This is a genomic window from Bacillus sp. RK1064 (genome assembly GCF_051488405.1).
Taxonomy (GTDB): domain Bacteria; phylum Bacillota; class Bacilli; order Bacillales; family Bacillaceae; genus Bacillus.
Genome location: NZ_JBPSCZ010000001.1, coordinates 2159651 through 2177520 on the forward strand (window position 1 = coordinate 2159651; position 17870 = coordinate 2177520).

Consider the following 17870-nt stretch of genomic DNA (forward strand, 5'->3'; position numbering starts at 1 on the left):
GACTTGTTTCCTCCTTTCCTAAGAGAGTTATTTAGATTTAACTGCACTCTTTACAGTTACTAGAGATTTTTTAGCTCCTGGTACATTTCCTTTGATCAATAGTAGATTGCGTTCTGCATCAACTTTAACGATCTCAAGGTTTTGGACAGTGATTTGCTCTCCGCCCATACGACCTGGAAGAAGTTTACCTTTGAATACTCGGTTTGGATCAACAGGTCCCATTGAACCAGGACGACGGTGGTAACGTGAGCCGTGAGTCATTGGTCCGCGTGATTGTCCGTGGCGCTTGATAGCCCCTTGGAATCCTTTACCTTTTGATGTTCCTGTTACATCTACGATATCTCCATTTGCGAAAATATCAACTTTGACTTCCTGACCAACTTCATACGCATCTAACTCCGCACCGCGTAATTCTTTTACGAAGCGCTTAGGAGCAGTTTCCGCTTTAGCAACGTGGCCCTTCTCTGGTTTGTTAGAAAGCTTTTCACGTTTGTCGTCAAAACCGATTTGGATTGCTTCATAGCCATCCGTGTCAGCAGTCTTCTTTTGAAGAACAACGTTAGCAGCAGCCTCAACAACAGTTACAGGGATAAGATCACCGTTTTCTGCGAATACTTGCGTCATACCAATTTTTCTACCTAAGATTCCTTTGGTCATTAGTCACACCTCCTATAATATGTGTTTTCTATTTGAATTAAAGTTTGATTTCGATATCTACACCAGATGGTAAATCTAAACGCATAAGTGCATCAACTGTTTGCGGAGTTGGATTCACGATGTCGATTAGACGTTTGTGAGTACGCATCTCAAATTGCTCACGAGAATCTTTGTACTTATGCACCGCACGAAGGATTGTGTAAACTGATTTTTCAGTTGGAAGCGGGATTGGACCAGATACACTAGCACCAGAACGCTTAGCCGTTTCAACAATCTTCTCAGCAGATTGATCAAGAATTCTATGATCATATGCTTTTAAACGAATACGAATTTTTTGTTTTGCCATTATTTTCCCTCCTTTTCGCCTACTTACGTTAGACAGTTCTCCGTGAGAAAAACCTGATCACCTTGCCATGGCAAAGCGGCCGGGTGTGTCAGCAACCTCTCACTTCATCGCAGTCAAAGACCAACATGCACTATTGTACCAAATTGGCCTGCGTGTTGCAATAATAAATCGGATAAATTTATGATTTGCACACTTTTCATATTATACAGGGGTTCAGCCTATAAATCAAGCTTTCCCTGAAGATGATGTACAGCAGTCTTTTTTATGGTACGGATGAATTTTTCTGGTTCTTCTAGGTGCGGGGAATGTGCAGATTCTTTAAAGGTGAACCATTCTTTGATTGGTGCTGTTAATTGATCAACATATGGTTTTGATACAGCAGCTGGTGTAATCATGTCATATTCTCCAATGATAAAGTAGCAAGGTATTAATATAGTAGAAACTCGGTATTCAATGCTCTCATTCATCAATTCATCCCATAGCATGTCCTGACTAAACTTCTGTCCTTTAAGGAATTTCCACTTATCTTTCAGCTGATATTCCTTACTAAAAAGAAATCCGCGCAGCATTTGAATAAGCGGCCTCCACCTATGTGTGAGACCTACGCTTCCGAGCTCTTTATAGAGAGAGAACAGAGCATGAGCTGATATTCGTTTCCACGGAGGAGGCGTCAGTAATCGCAGGCACCAAGTAAACAACCGATTCCGATGGTATTTCTCCAAAAGGAGCTCGTACGACACAATATCTTCTTTTAATACATCTACTACCTGACTAATTCCATAATAAGCATGATATAGATCTGGACGCTTATGTACTGCTTGTATGGCGATTAATGATCCCCATGAATATCCTGCGATGTACAATTTTGATTGACCTAGATATGAAAGGACTTTCTCTGTCAGTTCAATCGTATCTTCAATAAATTGCTGAATGGTCATGGAAGTATCGGGAAGATTCTTTTGATAGGAAAGTCCTGCCCCTCGCTGATCCCAATGAACTACTGTAAAATCTTGATTAAGTTCCTCATGAAACGAGTCGATATAGCTGATTTGAGCGGAGCCGGGCCCACCGTGTAAAAATAAAAGAACAGGCTTCGCTTCATTTGTGTGATCTTCTTTGATCATAATCCATTGGTCAACCCCGCCGATTAACCATTTCTTCAAATATATCTTCGTCATTCCAGTGATCCTCTCGGTTCCAATTAGATTCTATAGCTTATAGTAGCCGTTCTGATCTGGAAAAGCAAAAAAAGAGACCCTTTTGCAAGGAGTCTCTTTTATATGTTTTATTACTTAATGATAGTTGAAACGACGCCAGAACCTACAGTACGTCCACCCTCACGGATAGAGAAACGAGTTCCTTCTTCGATAGCGATAGTAGAGATAAGTTCAACTTCCATCTCAGTGTTATCGCCAGGCATTACCATTTCAGTACCTTCTGGAAGATGTACGATACCAGTTACGTCAGTTGTACGGAAGTAGAACTGCGGACGGTAGTTAGCGAAGAATGGAGTATGACGTCCACCCTCTTCTTTAGAAAGTACATAAACTTCAGCTTTGAAACGGCTATGTGGAGTGATTGTACCTGGTTTAGCAAGTACTTGACCACGTTGGATATCTTCACGAGATACACCACGAAGTAGTGCACCGATGTTGTCACCAGCTTCAGCATAGTCAAGAAGCTTACGGAACATTTCAACACCTGTAACAGTTGTTTTACCGTTTTCTTCTTGAAGACCGATGATTTCAACTTCGTCACCGACTTTAACTTGTCCACGCTCAACACGACCAGTAGCAACTGTTCCACGACCAGTGATTGAGAATACGTCCTCAACTGGCATCATGAATGGCTTCTCAGTGTCACGCTCTGGAGTTGGGATGTACTCATCAACTGCATCCATAAGTTCAAAGATTTTTGCTTCGTAATCAGCATCACCTTCAAGAGCTTTAAGAGCAGAACCTTTGATAACAGGTACATCGTCACCAGGGAAGTCATAGTCAGAAAGAAGGTCACGAACTTCCATTTCAACAAGTTCAAGTAACTCTTCATCGTCAACCATGTCACATTTGTTAAGGAATACTACGATGTATGGTACACCTACGTTACGAGAAAGTAGGATGTGCTCACGTGTTTGTGGCATTGGACCATCAGCAGCAGATACTACTAAGATCGCGCCGTCCATTTGAGCAGCACCAGTGATCATGTTTTTAACATAGTCAGCGTGTCCTGGGCAGTCTACGTGTGCATAGTGACGAGTTTCAGTTTCATACTCAACGTGTGCTGTTGAGATTGTGATTCCACGCTCGCGCTCTTCTGGAGCACCATCGATTTGGTCATAAGCCATAGCCGTACCTTTACCAGATTTCTTATGAAGAACTGTTGAGATAGCAGCAGTTAGAGTTGTTTTACCATGGTCAACGTGTCCAATTGTACCAATGTTAGCATGCGATTTGGAACGGTCGAATTTTTCTTTAGCCATTCTAAAAATCCTCCTTAAAGGTTCATTGTATTTGGTATAGAGTGATAGAAAGTGAAGAGTTACCTCTCACTTTCTGATCTTCAATAGTAGTTATACTTTAGTTTAAAGGCAAAATCAATTATTCACCTTTATTTTTTTTGATGATTTCTTCACTGATGCTCTTAGGCACTTCTTCGTAGTGATCCATGTGCATAGTGAAAGTACCGCGTCCTTGTGTATTAGAACGGAGTGCAGTTGCATATCCGAACATTTCAGAAAGTGGAACCATTGCGCGAACAACTTGAGCGTTACCGCGAGCTTCCATACCTTCTACACGTCCACGACGAGATGTGATATCACCCATGATGTCTCCCATGTATTCTTCAGGGATAACGACTTCCACTTTCATCATTGGCTCAAGTAGAACTGGGTTACATTTGCTGACAGCATTTTTCAATGCCATAGATGCAGCAATTTTAAACGCCATTTCGTTAGAGTCAACATCGTGGTAAGATCCATCAAATAATTTTGCTTTGATGTCGATTAATGGGAATCCAGCTAATACACCATTTTCAAGTGAATCTTCAAGACCTGCTTGAATAGCTGGAATGTATTCACGAGGAACAACCCCACCGACGATTGCATTTTGGAATTCGAAGCCTGCGCCTTCTTCGTTTGGTTCGAATTCGATCCAAACGTGTCCGAACTGACCGCGTCCACCAGACTGACGTACGAATTTACCTTCAACTTTTGCACCAGAACGGAATGTTTCACGGTACGCAACTTGAGGAGCTCCTACGTTAGCTTCAACCTTGAACTCACGCTTCATACGGTCAACAATGATATCAAGGTGAAGCTCACCCATACCAGAGATGATCGTTTGACCAGTTTCAGTGTTTGTTTGTGTACGGAAAGTTGGATCCTCTTCAGCTAGTTTAGCTAAAGCGATACCCATTTTATCTTGGTCAGCCTTAGACTTAGGCTCGATTGCTACATCGATAACTGGCTCTGGGAATTCCATAGACTCAAGGATAACAAGACTTTTCTCGTCACAAAGAGTGTCACCAGTTGATGTATCTTTAAGACCTACAGCTGCTGCGATATCCCCTGCATATACAGTAGAAATTTCTTCACGGCTGTTTGCGTGCATTTGAAGGATACGTCCAACACGCTCACGCTTGTTCTTAGAAGAGTTCTTCACGTAAGAACCAGAATCAAGTGTTCCAGAGTATACACGGAAGAAAGTTAGTTTCCCAACATAAGGGTCAGTCATTACTTTAAAAGCAAGGGCTGCGAATGGTGCGTCATCAGTAGACTCACGTACAACCTCTTCATTTGAATCTGGCAAGGTACCTTTGATTGCAGCAACATCAGTTGGTGCAGGAAGGTAATCAAGCACAGCGTCAAGTACAAGCTGAACACCTTTGTTTTTGAAAGCAGATCCAACAAGAACTGGATAGAATTCAACATTCAACGTTCCTTTACGGATTGCAGCTTTCAATTCAGGAATTGTAATTTCTTCACCCTCAAGGTATTTTTCCATAAGCTCTTCGTCAAGCTCAGCGACAGCTTCAATTAGGCTGTTGCGAAGCTCTTCAGCTTTGTCTTTATACTCAGCAGGGATTTCTTGTGCATCAGAGCGAGTTCCAAGGTCATCTTCGTAGAAGTATGCTACGTTTTCTACAAGGTCGATGATTCCTTCGAATTGATCTTCAGCGCCGATCGGCAATTGAATTGCATGAGCGTTCGCTTGAAGACGATCTCTTAATGTGCCTACAGAGTAAAGGAAGTCCGCACCTGTTTTATCCATTTTGTTAATGAATACGATACGAGGTACTCCGTAAGTTGTTGCTTGGCGCCAAACTGTTTCAGTTTGTGGCTCTACACCTGATTGTGCATCTAGAACAGTAACCGCACCATCAAGTACACGTAAAGAACGTTCAACTTCAACTGTGAAATCTACGTGTCCTGGTGTATCGATGATGTTTACACGGTAACCTTTCCATTGTGCTGTAGTAGCAGCAGAAGTGATTGTAATACCACGTTCTTGCTCCTGCTCCATCCAGTCCATTTGGGAAGCTCCTTCGTGAGTTTCGCCAATTTTATGGATACGACCAGTGTAGTATAAGATACGCTCAGTCGTTGTCGTTTTACCGGCATCGATGTGAGCCATGATACCAATATTACGAGTTTTGTCTAAGGAGAACTCTCTTGCCATTGGGTAATTTCTCCTTCCTTATTAGGGAATAGTTTTTTTAGTTTGGTATAAATCCTACCAGCGGTAGTGAGCGAATGCTTTGTTCGCTTCTGCCATTTTGTGTGTATCTTCACGTTTCTTAACAGCAGCACCAGTGTTGTTAGCTGCGTCAAGGATTTCGTTAGCAAGACGCTCTTCCATCGTTTTTTCTCCACGAAGACGAGCGTAGTTTACTAACCAGCGAAGACCTAAAGTAGTACGACGGTCTGGGCGAACTTCTACAGGAACTTGGTAGTTGGCTCCACCTACACGACGTGCTTTAACTTCAAGAACTGGCATGATGTTTTTCAAGGCTTGTTCGAAAACCTCCATCGCTTCATTACCAGTACGTTCTTTGATGATATCAAATGACTTGTAGAGAATTGTTTGTGACTTTCCTCTTTTACCGTCGATCATCATTTTGTTGATCAAACGAGATACAAGTTTAGAATTGTAAATTGGATCTGGCAATACGTCTCTTTTTGCTACAGGACCTTTACGTGGCATCTGATAGCCTCCCTTCTCATTTAAAAGGATTTCTATCTGTCTCTCATCTCAATATCATTGTCAGTTGCCTGACTCCACTGATCTGATATCAACTTCTAAAAACCCTTATGTTTGTTTGTATTATTTGCTTTGTTTAGGGCGTTTTGTTCCGTATTTAGAACGTCCTTGCATACGACCGTCAACTCCGGCAGTATCAAGCGCACCACGAACGATGTGGTAACGTACACCCGGTAAGTCTTTTACACGTCCGCCACGGATAAGTACTACACTGTGCTCTTGTAGATTATGTCCGATACCAGGAATGTAAGCTGTTACCTCAATCAGGTTAGACAAACGTACACGAGCATATTTACGTAGTGCTGAGTTTGGTTTTTTCGGTGTCATTGTACCGACACGAGTACAAACCCCGCGCTTCTGTGGAGATGTTACGTTAGTGTGCTCTTTTTTGAAACTGTTGTATCCTTTGTTAAGTGCAGGAGACTTTGAGTTTTCAACTTTACTCACGCGTCCTTTGCGTATTAGCTGATTAATTGTAGGCATGTTGTTATTCCTCCCTTCGTTGCTTTTTTTATAACCCACATACCCAGGTGGTTCATCAAAAGGCAAAAAACAATGCTTTTGCATTTACACATGCAAAAACAAAACAAGTACGCTATAACATAATGGCAACAGCTGCTGCCCCAACTTCAATTCCGCAGGCTTTGCCGAGCTTTTTCATGGAATCTACCACTAAAATGTCTACACCCTTCTCTTGCGCTAGTTTTATTACACTAGCTGTTAAAGCAGGATCAGCATCTTTCGCTACGACGATTTCCTTTACTGAATCTCGTTTCAGAGCTTTTACTGTTTGCTTCGTACCAATAATAATGGATTGAGCCTGTGATACTTTATCATAAGACATCGAATATCCTCCAAAGTAACAGGTTTTATTTTGAGCACCTTGGTTATATTATCATCATGGCAGAAGGATGTCAATATCATATGACAGATTATCTTGACATCCTTCACCATTTTTTGATGATTTTATAGGAATCTCACGAGAAAGATTACTCTACAGGAACCATATCGTCAGACGGCTGCACTTGTGAAACCGGCTTAACTTTACGGTAGTTTGGCATTCCTGTTCCAGCTGGAACAAGTTTACCGATGATAACATTCTCTTTCAAGCCAAGCAGTTCATCACGTTTTCCTTTGATCGCCGCATCTGTTAGGACACGAGTCGTTTCTTGGAAGGATGCCGCAGACAAGAATGAGTCTGTTTCAAGCGATGCTTTTGTAATACCAAGAAGAACTGGACGGCCTGTTGCAGGACGTTTGCCTTCGTATAGTACTTTTTTGTTCGCTTCAGTGAATTGATGTACATCAAGAAGTGTGCCTGGTAATACATCTGTATCCCCTGCATCAGCGACACGCACTTTACGAAGCATTTGGCGAACCATTACCTCAACGTGCTTATCTCCGATTTCTACCCCTTGCATACGGTATACTTTTTGTACTTCATGAAGCAGATATTCTTGAACAGCTGTCATGTCAGTCACTTTAAGAAGTTCTTTCGGATCGATCGAACCTTCTGTCAGTACTTGACCACGAGTGACTTTGTCACCTTCAACAACTTTCAGACGCGCATTGTAAGGAGCTGTGTAAGAACGAGTTTCAACGTCGCCTTGTACCACAATTTCCTGCTGCTTGTCACGAACATCGTTAATTTCAGCAACGACACCATCAATTTCAGAAATGGTCGCTTGCCCTTTCGGATTACGCGCTTCAAATAGCTCTTGGATACGAGGTAAACCTTGTGTGATATCGTCTCCTGCTACCCCACCGGTGTGGAACGTACGCATTGTAAGCTGTGTTCCTGGCTCACCGATTGATTGAGCAGCGATGATTCCAACTGCTTCACCGACTTCAACGTCAGTACCAGTTGCAAGGTTACGGCCGTAGCATCGTTTACATACACCATGAGGCGTGTTACATGTAAATGCAGAACGGATCCATACTTCCTCAATTCCTGCTTCAACTACTTCAAGTGCTTTATCTTCATCAATTAGTTCGTTTTCGTCCACAATGACTTCGCCCGTTTCAGGATGAACAATTGGTTTTCTTGCAAAACGTCCGATCAGACGTTCTTCAAGCTTCTCAATAATTTCATTTCCTTCTCTAATGGACTTCGCCAAGATACCACGGTCTGTACCGCAATCTGTTTCACGGATGATAACATCCTGTGCAACATCGACGAGACGACGCGTAAGGTAACCTGAGTCAGCTGTTTTAAGGGCTGTATCGGCAAGACCTTTACGCGCTCCGTGAGTGGAAATAAAGTATTCCAATACGGTTAAACCTTCACGGAAACTAGATTTAATCGGAAGTTCAATGATACGTCCAGCCGGGTTGGCCATCAGACCACGCATACCAGCCAGCTGAGTGAAGTTAGATGCGTTACCACGCGCTCCAGAGTCACTCATCATGTAGATTGGGTTGACTTCATCAAGGGACTTCATCAGTTTACCTTGGATGACATCTTTAGAAGAACTCCAGATCGAAATGACTCTCTCGTAACGCTCTTCTTCAGTAATCAAACCACGTCTGAATTGCTTCAAGACGTTATCTACTTTTGCTTGTGCTTCTTCGAGGATCTTCTGCTTATCATCTAATACGACGATGTCAGACACACCAACCGTAATACCCGCTTTAGTAGAGTATTTGAAACCAAGATTTTTCATGCGGTCAAGCATTTTAGATGTCTCAGTGATATGGAATCTCTTAAAGATTTCCGCAATGATTTTACCTAAAATACCTTTTTTGAACGGCGCATTGATTTCTTGTTTCTCGATCGCAGCTTTGACATCCTCACCTTTTTCAAGGAAGAAGCGGTCAGGCGTTTTTTCTTCAATATTGCTCTTTGTCGGCTCATTCATGTAAGGGAATGATTCCGGTAAGATTTCGTTAAAGATCAGTTTTCCGACTGTTGTAATCAACAATTTAGAACGCTGTTCATCAGTGAATGTCACATTCTTCAACGAGCTAGCTGCAACAGCTACACGTGTATGAAGATGCACATACCCATTTTGATAAGCTAGAAGGGCTTCGTCAGTATCTTTGAAGACCATACCTTCTCCGATAGCACCTTTACGCTCAAGTGTAAGGTAGTAGTTACCAAGCACCATATCCTGAGATGGCGTAACAACAGGTTTTCCATCTTTCGGGTTCAAAATGTTTTGAGCAGCAAGCATTAAGATACGAGCTTCAGCTTGAGCCTCAGCAGATAATGGTACGTGAACCGCCATTTGGTCACCGTCAAAGTCAGCGTTGTAGGCTGTACATACAAGTGGATGCAGACGAATTGCGCGTCCTTCCACAAGTGTAGGTTCAAACGCTTGAATACCAAGTCTGTGAAGAGTCGGTGCACGGTTTAGTAAGACTGGGTGCTCACGAATAACTGATTCTAAAACATCCCATACTTCCGGCTGCACGCGCTCAATTTTACGCTTCGCACTCTTGATGTTGTGAGCTAAACCTTTTTCAACAAGCTCCTTCATCACGAATGGTTTGAATAATTCAAGAGCCATTTCTTTCGGAAGTCCACACTGATACATTTTCAAATGAGGTCCTACGACGATAACGGAACGTCCAGAATAGTCAACACGTTTACCGAGCAAGTTTTGACGGAAACGTCCTTGTTTCCCTTTCAGCATATGAGAAAGAGATTTCAATGGTCTATTTCCTGGTCCTGTTACTGGTCGGCCTCTACGTCCATTATCAATCAAGGCATCGACAGCTTCTTGAAGCATACGCTTCTCGTTCTGAACGATGATGCTTGGCGCACCAAGATCTAATAAACGTTTCAGACGATTGTTACGGTTGATAACACGACGATAAAGGTCGTTTAAGTCAGAAGTAGCAAAACGTCCACCATCAAGCTGGACCATTGGACGTAATTCTGGCGGAATAACCGGAAGTACATCAAGAATCATCCATGATGGTTTGTTTCCTGAGTTACGGAAGGCTTCTAGCACTTCAAGGCGTTTAATCGCACGTGTACGACGCTGTCCTTGAGCAGTTTTCAGCTCTTCTTTCAGTGTATCTACTTCTTTTACAAGATCGATATCTTGAAGAAGTTTATTGATTGCTTCTGCACCCATAGCTGCTTGGAACGTATTACCGTATTTATCTAAATAAGCACGGAATTCCTTCTCAGAAAGAAGTTGTTTCTTCTCAAGCGGTGTGTTGCCCGGATCTGTTACAACGTAAGAAGCGAAGTAAATCACTTCTTCTAACGCACGTGGTGACATATCAAGAACAAGACCCATACGGCTTGGGATACCTTTGAAATACCAAATGTGGGAAACTGGGGCAGCCAGTTCGATATGCCCCATTCTCTCACGACGGACTTTTGCCCGTGTTACTTCTACACCACAACGGTCACATACAACACCCTTATAACGAACGCGTTTATACTTTCCACAATGACATTCCCAGTCTTTTTGCGGTCCGAAGATACGTTCACAAAAGAGACCATCTTTTTCAGGTTTCAGTGTACGATAGTTAATCGTTTCAGGCTTTTTCACTTCACCAAAAGACCAAGAACGGATTTTATCAGGTGATGCGAGACCGATGTTCATATACTCAAAATTGTTCACATCTAGCAAGGGGCCTACCTCCCTTTTAATCTTCGGGTTATACCCTAGTCACTTGCTCTAATCGTTTCATTCTTTTGTGACTGCGTCACGTTCAAGATCGACAGGTGCGAGGTCTGCAGCATCTTCGTCATTAGATAACGCTAATCCGTCTGCTTTCTTCGTTTCCTCATCGTCTTCTAAATCTCTCATTTCTATCTCTTCTTCATCGCCAGATAGGATTTTGACATCCATACCTAAACTTTGAAGTTCTTTAATTAACACTTTGAATGATTCAGGGACACCTGGTTCAGGGACGTTATCCCCTTTGACGATGGCCTCGTATGTTTTCACACGACCTACAACGTCATCCGATTTAACTGTTAAGATCTCTTGAAGTGTGTATGCTGCACCGTAAGCTTCAAGCGCCCATACTTCCATCTCTCCGAAACGCTGACCACCAAACTGGGCTTTACCGCCAAGTGGCTGCTGCGTAACAAGTGAGTATGGTCCAGTTGAACGAGCGTGAAGTTTATCGTCAACCATGTGAGCCAGTTTGATCATGTACATGATTCCGACTGATACACGGTTATCGAATGGTTCACCAGTTCGACCGTCATAAAGGACTGTTTTTGCATCACGGGACATACCTGCTTCTTCAAGCGTTTCCCAAACATCTTCCTCGCGCGCACCATCAAATACTGGTGACGCAATGTGGATGCCAAGGTAACGTGCAGCCATACCCATATGAAGCTCAAGTACCTGACCGATGTTCATACGAGATGGTACCCCTAGAGGGTTTAACATGATATCAATCGGTGTTCCATCTGGAAGATACGGCATATCTTCTTCTGGAAGGATTTTAGAGATAACCCCTTTGTTACCATGTCGTCCGGCCATTTTGTCACCTTCAGAAATTTTACGCTTCTGAACGATGTATACGCGGACTAACTGGTTTACACCTGGAGGTAATTCATCTCCATCTTCACGGTTAAAGACTTTGACGTCGTGGATAATTCCGCCGCCGCCGTGTGGAACACGTAGAGACGTATCACGCACTTCACGAGCCTTTTCACCGAAGATTGCATGTAATAGACGTTCTTCAGCTGTTAGTTCTGTTACACCTTTAGGCGTTACTTTCCCTACAAGAAGGTCTCCGTCTTTTACTTCTGCACCAATACGGATGATTCCGCGCTCGTCAAGGTTTCGTAAAGCATCTTCCCCAACGTTTGGAATATCACGAGTGATTTCTTCCGGTCCAAGCTTTGTATCACGAGCTTCTGATTCATATTCTTCAATATGAATAGACGTGTAGACGTCATCTTTTACAAGGCGCTCACTCATGATGATCGCATCCTCGTAGTTATAACCGTCCCAAGTCATGAAGCCGACCATGACGTTACGTCCTAGAGCCAATTCACCTTTTTCCATTGAAGGACCGTCTGCAAGGATTTCTCCTTTTACGACTTCATCTCCAACACTTACGATTGGACGCTGGTTGTAGCAAGTCCCTTGGTTAGATCGGACAAATTTCAGCAAGCTGTATTTGTCTAGATTTCCTTTGACTTGTTGTCCGTCAACGTCTTCATAGCGGCGAACCCAAATATTTTTCGCTTCAACACGTTCTACAACACCAGGGTAGCGGCAGATAACAGCAGCACCAGAGTCTTTCCCTGATACATACTCCATACCTGTACCAACAATCGGTGATTCCGGCTGCATCAAAGGCACAGCCTGACGTTGCATGTTCGCTCCCATTAGAGCACGGTTAGAGTCATCGTTTTCTAAGAATGGGATACATGCTGTCGCTGCAGAAACAACCTGCTTTGGCGAAACGTCCATGTAGTCAACGCGGTTTCGAGGAACAACTGTGTTTTCCCCTCTGAAACGAGCAATGATATTATCATCGATAAACGAACCATCTTCACCTAATATAGCATTCGCTTGTGCTACAACGTAGTTATCCTCTTCATCAGCAGTTAAGTAATCGATTCTCGGTGTCACTTTACCTGTTTCAGGGTCAACCCGGCGGTAAGGTGTTTCAATAAAGCCGAAGCGATTCACTTTTGCAAATGAAGATAGAGAGTTGATCAAACCGATGTTTGGACCCTCTGGTGTTTCAATCGGACACATACGGCCATAGTGAGAGTAGTGAACGTCACGAACTTCCATTCCTGCACGCTCACGTGTCAAACCACCCGGTCCAAGCGCCGACAGACGACGTTTGTGCGTCAATTCAGCAAGCGGGTTTGTTTGATCCATGAACTGAGAAAGCTGAGAGCTACCAAAGAACTCTTTGATAGAAGCGATCACAGGACGGATGTTGATCAGCTGCTGAGGTGTGATCGTGTTTGTGTCTTGGATCGACATTCTTTCACGAACAACACGCTCCATTCTGCTTAAACCAATACGGAATTGGTTTTGCAGAAGCTCACCTACAGAACGCAGGCGACGGTTACCAAGGTGATCGATATCATCTGTGTCACCTACACCATGAAGAAGGTTGAAGAAGTAACTGATCGATGCAATGATGTCAGAAGGCGTGATGTTTTTCACAGCTTCCTCTACGTATGCATTCCCGATCACGTTGATCACTTGCTCGCCTTCTTGATCAGACGGTGCATAAATCTTAATAGATTGAAGTTCTACTTCATCTTCTACTACGCCACCATTTGGATAAAGCTTTCTAAATCCGATGCCGTTTTCTAAGTATGGAAGAACTTTATCAAGAACTCTTCTGTCTAAAATTTGACCTTTTTCTGCTAGAATTTCACCTGTTTCAGGGTCAACTAACGTTTCAGCCAATTTTTGATTGAACAGTCTATTTTTAATATGAAGCTTTTTATTAATCTTGTAGCGTCCAACATTAGCTAGGTCATATCTCTTCGGATCGAAGAAGCGAGAGTCTAGCAGGCTTTTCGCATTTTCAACAGTTGGCGGCTCTCCAGGACGGAGGCGCTCGTAGATTTCGAGAAGTGCTTTATCCGCATTCTCTGTATTGTCTTTTTCCAGCGTGTTGCGTAAGTATTCATTCTCGCCAATGAGGTCAAGAATCTCTTGATCAGAGCTGAAGCCGAGAGCACGCAAAAGAACCGTAACCGGCAACTTACGTGTGCGATCGATGCGTACATAGACTACATCCTTCGCATCAGTTTCGTATTCTAACCATGCGCCACGGTTTGGAATGACAGTCGCAGTAAAACCTTTTTTACCGTTTTTGTCTACTTTACCACTGAAATATACACTTGGAGAACGCACTAACTGAGAAACGATTACACGTTCCGCACCGTTAATGATAAAAGTACCTGTGTCTGTCATGATTGGGAAATCACCCATGAACACATCTTGGTCTTTTACTTCTCCAGTTTCTTTGTTAATTAAACGAACTTTTACTCTTAGTGGAGCAGAGTAAGTTACATCACGTTCTTTTGATTCTGCTACAGGATACTTAGGATCCCCTAGGCTGTAATCAATGAATTCAAGAGAAAGGTTACCAGTAAAATCCTCAATTGGGGATATATCTTGAAACATCTCTCTAAGACCCTCATCAAGAAACCACTGATAAGAAGAGGTTTGAATTTCAATGAGATTTGGTAATTCTAACACTTCGCTTATGCGTGCGTAGCTTCTGCGCTGGCGGTGTCGTCCATACTGAACTAGTTGACCTGTCAACTGATTCACCCCTCAAATCATGCGTATTATATGTGTAAAAAGTATTTCAGCCTTTCAAATGTCAGTAAAGAAATACTTTTACAAGACAAAAGAAAAAAGGGTTTCTAAAATAAGAAAACCACATCCAAAAACAAATACCGATTTTATTAGTTTTCCCAAGTATGCATAATTTATACAAAATAGTTGTTTTTTAAGCCTATCAAGCAAAATATACACATTGGCATTTTATAATGTTAACACAGCTAGGAAACTGCGTCAAACTTTTTTAGCTTTGATAATATAGTAGCCCTTTTTTTTCAATACAACCTCGACTTCTCCAAAGAGCTGTTCTAATTTTTCAATCGCAGATGGTCCGCCCTGCTTTTTCTGAATAACCACCCACAACTCACCTTCCGGCAATAAATGATCAGCACTTTTTTCAAAGATCGCATGTACAACTTTCTTCCCTGCCCGTATTGGGGGATTGGTCAGTATAGAGGCAAAAGCAGCTGATGAATGAACATTCGAGAACAAATCACTTTGATAGATGCGGACATTATCAATGCGATTATGTTTAGCGTTTTCCTTTGAAAGTTCGACTGCTCTTTCGTTCACATCAATCATATGAATGGTGCGGCTCGTCATTTCGTTTGCTAACGATAAGCCAATCGGTCCATAACCGCAACCGACATCTAAGACATCGCCATCCACGTCAGGTTCTTCAAAAGCTTCAATTAAAAGCCTTGAACCAAAGTCGACTTCTTTCTTAGAAAACACTCCACTGTCACTTGTAAAAGTAAAGGTACGGTTTCTCAAGGTGAAGCCCCATGTCTGTTTATTGCTTTTCACTGATGGCTTTTCCGTATAATAGTGGTCACTCATGATGAATGGACCTCCTCTGGATTCAATCGTTTCAGGAGAATAGAAAAGAAAAAGCCCGCCAGTAAAAGCGAGCTTTCCCAAAAGATTAGGCGAAGATTACTTAACTTCTACAGAAGCGCCAACTTCTTCAAGCTTAGCTTTAAGTTCTTCAGCTTCTTCTTTAGCAATACCTTCTTTAAGTGGTTTTGGAGTGTTGTCAACAAGTTCTTTAGCTTCTTTCAAGCCAAGACCAGTGATTTCACGAACCACTTTGATAACTTTGATTTTTTGGTCTCCAGCACCAGCAAGTACTAGATCAAAATCAGTTTTCTCTTCAGCAGCGGCACCACCAGCTGCAGCTACAGCTACAGGAGCAGCAGCAGTTACGCCAAATTCTTCTTCGATTGCTTTTACTAAGTCGTTTAACTCAAGTACAGTTGCTTCTTTAACTGAAGCAATGATTTCTTCGATATTTAAAGCCATTTGTAATTCCTCCATTTTAAGTTTTTTACGTTAAGTACGCATTAAGCGCCTTGTTCTTCTTTTTGTTCTGCAACTGCTTTAGTAGCAAGAGCAAGGTTACGAACTGGAGCTTGAAGAACGCTAAGCAACATAGAAAGTAAGCCTTCGCGAGACGGAAGTTCCGCAAGAGCCTTCACTTCTTCTACAGTCGCTACGTTTCCTTCGATGACACCAGCTTTGATTTCTAAAGCTTCGTGGCTTTTCGCAAATTCGTTGATGATTTTCGCAGGTGCGATAACATCTTCGTTACTGAATGCGATAGCGTTTGGACCTGTTAAGAAATCGTTTAAACCCGTTAGTTCAACTTGTTCAACTGCACGGCGAGTCAAAGTATTTTTGTAAACTTTGAATTCTACGCCAGCATCACGAAGCTGTTTACGAAGTTCAGTCACTTCAGAAACTGAAAGACCACGGTAATCTACAATTACAGTAGACATACTGTCTTTAAATTTAGAAGTAATTTCATCAACGACAACTTTTTTAGTATCGATTGCATTGCTCATGGTTACACCTCCTGTACATTCTTTGTGTAACACTTATACCGATCAGGCCATCACGTTCCTAACGAACGGTTCTCCATATAAAAAGCCTCCATTAAGACATGGAGGCTGTATATACAAGCATACGTTAACGTAAGACTGTGACATATACACCTCGGCGGGTTAATTAAGCCATAAGGCCCCTGCTGTCTACGGTATAAATGGACATATTCTATTTTACAACATTTTGATATTATCAAAACGATTGTGATAAGTCAAGATTTATTTTGCAGAGAAAGAAGATGGATCCACTTTCACGCCAGGGCCCATAGTAGTTGTAACAGAAACGTTTTTCACGTATACACCTTTAGCCGCTGCAGGTTTTGCTTTAAGGATTGTATCATAGATTGTTGCAAAGTTCTCAACAAGCTTTTCGTCCTCGAAAGAAACCTTTCCGATTGGCGCGTGGATGTTACCAGCTTTATCAACGCGGTATTCTACTTTACCAGCTTTGATTTCATTGATTGCTTTTTCTACTTCGAATGTAACAGTTCCTGTTTTAGGGTTTGGCATAAGACCTTTTGGTCCAAGTACACGACCGATCTTACCAACTTCACCCATCATGTCAGGTGTTGCAACGATTACATCGAATTCGAACCAGCCTTGTTGGATTTTAGTGATGTAATCAGAATCTCCAACGTAGTCTGCTCCAGCAGCTTCTGCTTCTTTTGCTTTTTCGCCTTTAGCGAACACAAGAACGCGTTGAGTTTTACCAGTTCCGTTAGGAAGTACAACTGCACCGCGGATTTGTTGATCGTTTTTACGAGGGTCTACGCCCAAACGAAAAGCAACTTCTACAGTCGCATCAAATTTCGCTGTATTTGCTTTTTTTGTAAGAGAAACAGCTTCAGCTACATCATACGCTTTAGTACGTTCGATCAGCTTAGCAGCTTCTACATACTTTTTACCTTTTTTAGCCATTATAAAAATCCTCCTTATGTGGTTTTAGCGGAATAACCTCCCACGAATAAGGGTTGCGAACTTGTCAAAACCAAACTCGCAACCCAACAAGACAATAAATTAATCTTCGATGACAATACCCATACTGCGTGCAGTACCTTCAACCATGCGCATAGCTGATTCAACGCTAGCAGCGTTTAAGTCAGGCATTTTTGTTTCCGCGATTTCGCGTACTTTATCACGCTTAACAGTTGCCACTTTATTACGGTTAGGTTCACCAGAACCAGACTCAATACCAGCTGCTTTTTTAAGTAAAACTGCAGCAGGTGGAGTTTTAGTAATAAATGTAAATGAACGGTCTTCAAAAACCGAAATTTCAACAGGAATGATAAGACCAGCTTGGTCAGCTGTACGAGCATTAAACTCCTTACAGAATCCCATGATATTAACACCGGCTTGACCTAGTGCAGGTCCAACTGGTGGAGCTGGGTTAGCTTTTCCAGCAGGAATTTGCAATTTAACAACTTTAACTACTTTTTTAGCCACGAGACACACCTCCTTAAAGTCCGTGATGTGGTAA

At 42.3% G+C, this 17870-nt stretch carries 15 protein-coding genes and 1 other annotated feature; all 15 genes read right to left on the reverse strand.

Annotated features, from left to right (window positions below; genetic code table 11):
• Positions 1-27 precede the first annotated feature (27 nt).
• Positions 28-657 (reverse strand): 50S ribosomal protein L3, encoded by a 630-nt coding sequence (rplC, locus tag ACSSTM_RS11060; RefSeq protein ID WP_003217069.1) that lies wholly within the window; start codon positions 655-657, stop codon positions 28-30.
• 37 nt (positions 658-694) lie between these two features.
• Positions 695-1003 (reverse strand): 30S ribosomal protein S10, encoded by a 309-nt coding sequence (gene rpsJ, locus ACSSTM_RS11065; RefSeq protein ID WP_003156464.1) that lies wholly within the window; start codon positions 1001-1003, stop codon positions 695-697.
• 218 nt (positions 1004-1221) lie between these two features.
• Entirely contained in the window at positions 1222-2181 is a 960-nt protein-coding gene (locus ACSSTM_RS11070; RefSeq protein ID WP_034665606.1) for an alpha/beta fold hydrolase, read from the reverse strand.
• A 110-nt stretch (positions 2182-2291) separates the two neighbouring features.
• Positions 2292-3482 (reverse strand): elongation factor Tu, encoded by a 1191-nt coding sequence (gene tuf / locus ACSSTM_RS11075; RefSeq protein ID WP_034283892.1) that lies wholly within the window; start codon positions 3480-3482, stop codon positions 2292-2294.
• A gap of 118 nt (positions 3483-3600) precedes the next feature.
• Positions 3601-5679 carry an elongation factor G gene (fusA, locus tag ACSSTM_RS11080; RefSeq protein WP_034665610.1) on the reverse strand — a complete coding sequence of 693 codons (2079 nt, stop codon included), beginning with the start codon at positions 5677-5679 and terminating at the stop codon, positions 3601-3603.
• A 54-nt stretch (positions 5680-5733) separates the two neighbouring features.
• A complete protein-coding gene (rpsG, locus tag ACSSTM_RS11085) occupies positions 5734-6204 on the reverse strand; it encodes a 30S ribosomal protein S7 (RefSeq protein ID WP_003216884.1) in 471 nt (156 codons plus the stop codon).
• Positions 6205-6324: 120 nt separating this feature from the next.
• Positions 6325-6744, reverse strand: coding sequence for a 30S ribosomal protein S12 (rpsL, locus tag ACSSTM_RS11090; RefSeq protein ID WP_003216962.1), 420 nt, complete (start codon positions 6742-6744; stop codon positions 6325-6327).
• A gap of 112 nt (positions 6745-6856) precedes the next feature.
• Positions 6857-7105, reverse strand: coding sequence for a 50S ribosomal protein L7ae-like protein (locus tag ACSSTM_RS11095; RefSeq protein WP_034665612.1), 249 nt, complete (start codon positions 7103-7105; stop codon positions 6857-6859).
• Positions 7106-7250: 145 nt separating this feature from the next.
• Positions 7251-10850 carry a DNA-directed RNA polymerase subunit beta' gene (gene rpoC, locus ACSSTM_RS11100; protein ID WP_437404175.1) on the reverse strand — a complete coding sequence of 1200 codons (3600 nt, stop codon included), beginning with the start codon at positions 10848-10850 and terminating at the stop codon, positions 7251-7253.
• Positions 10851-10907: 57 nt separating this feature from the next.
• A complete protein-coding gene (gene rpoB / locus ACSSTM_RS11105) occupies positions 10908-14489 on the reverse strand; it encodes a DNA-directed RNA polymerase subunit beta (protein ID WP_003217223.1) in 3582 nt (1193 codons plus the stop codon).
• Between the two features lie 255 nt (positions 14490-14744).
• Entirely contained in the window at positions 14745-15350 is a 606-nt protein-coding gene (locus ACSSTM_RS11110; RefSeq protein ID WP_106038589.1) for a class I SAM-dependent methyltransferase, read from the reverse strand.
• 96 nt (positions 15351-15446) lie between these two features.
• On the reverse strand, positions 15447-15812 hold the full coding sequence (rplL, locus tag ACSSTM_RS11115; RefSeq protein ID WP_003216952.1) for a 50S ribosomal protein L7/L12: 366 nt from the start codon (positions 15810-15812) through the stop codon (positions 15447-15449).
• A gap of 41 nt (positions 15813-15853) precedes the next feature.
• Positions 15854-16354, reverse strand: a complete 501-nt coding sequence (gene rplJ, locus ACSSTM_RS11120; RefSeq protein WP_034665618.1) for a 50S ribosomal protein L10 — start codon at positions 16352-16354, stop codon at positions 15854-15856.
• A gap of 69 nt (positions 16355-16423) precedes the next feature.
• Positions 16424-16564: a sequence feature (ribosomal protein L10 leader region), on the reverse strand.
• 48 nt (positions 16565-16612) lie between these two features.
• Positions 16613-17311, reverse strand: a complete 699-nt coding sequence (gene rplA, locus ACSSTM_RS11125; protein ID WP_034665623.1) for a 50S ribosomal protein L1 — start codon at positions 17309-17311, stop codon at positions 16613-16615.
• Positions 17312-17410: 99 nt separating this feature from the next.
• Entirely contained in the window at positions 17411-17836 is a 426-nt protein-coding gene (gene rplK, locus ACSSTM_RS11130) for a 50S ribosomal protein L11 (RefSeq protein WP_003216956.1), read from the reverse strand.
• Between the last annotated feature and the right edge of the window lie 34 nt (positions 17837-17870).

Coding starts and splice junctions, on each gene's coding strand:
- rplC (WP_003217069.1), bottom strand. CDS start 657: ATGACCAAAGGAATCTTAGGTAGAAAAATTGGTATGACGCAAGTATTC.
- rplL (WP_003216952.1), bottom strand. CDS start 15,812: ATGGCTTTAAATATCGAAGAAATCATTGCTTCAGTTAAAGAAGCAACT.
- rpsG (WP_003216884.1), bottom strand. CDS start 6,204: ATGCCACGTAAAGGTCCTGTAGCAAAAAGAGACGTATTGCCAGATCCA.
- rplA (WP_034665623.1), bottom strand. CDS start 17,311: ATGGCTAAAAAAGGTAAAAAGTATGTAGAAGCTGCTAAGCTGATCGAA.
- ACSSTM_RS11095 (WP_034665612.1), bottom strand. CDS start 7,105: ATGTCTTATGATAAAGTATCACAGGCTCAATCCATTATTATTGGTACG.
- rplJ (WP_034665618.1), bottom strand. CDS start 16,354: ATGAGCAATGCAATCGATACTAAAAAAGTTGTCGTTGATGAAATTACT.
- fusA (WP_034665610.1), bottom strand. CDS start 5,679: ATGGCAAGAGAGTTCTCCTTAGACAAAACTCGTAATATTGGTATCATG.
- rpsJ (WP_003156464.1), bottom strand. CDS start 1,003: ATGGCAAAACAAAAAATTCGTATTCGTTTAAAAGCATATGATCATAGA.
- ACSSTM_RS11070 (WP_034665606.1), bottom strand. CDS start 2,181: ATGACGAAGATATATTTGAAGAAATGGTTAATCGGCGGGGTTGACCAA.
- ACSSTM_RS11110 (WP_106038589.1), bottom strand. CDS start 15,350: ATGAGTGACCACTATTATACGGAAAAGCCATCAGTGAAAAGCAATAAA.
- tuf (WP_034283892.1), bottom strand. CDS start 3,482: ATGGCTAAAGAAAAATTCGACCGTTCCAAATCGCATGCTAACATTGGT.
- rpsL (WP_003216962.1), bottom strand. CDS start 6,744: ATGCCTACAATTAATCAGCTAATACGCAAAGGACGCGTGAGTAAAGTT.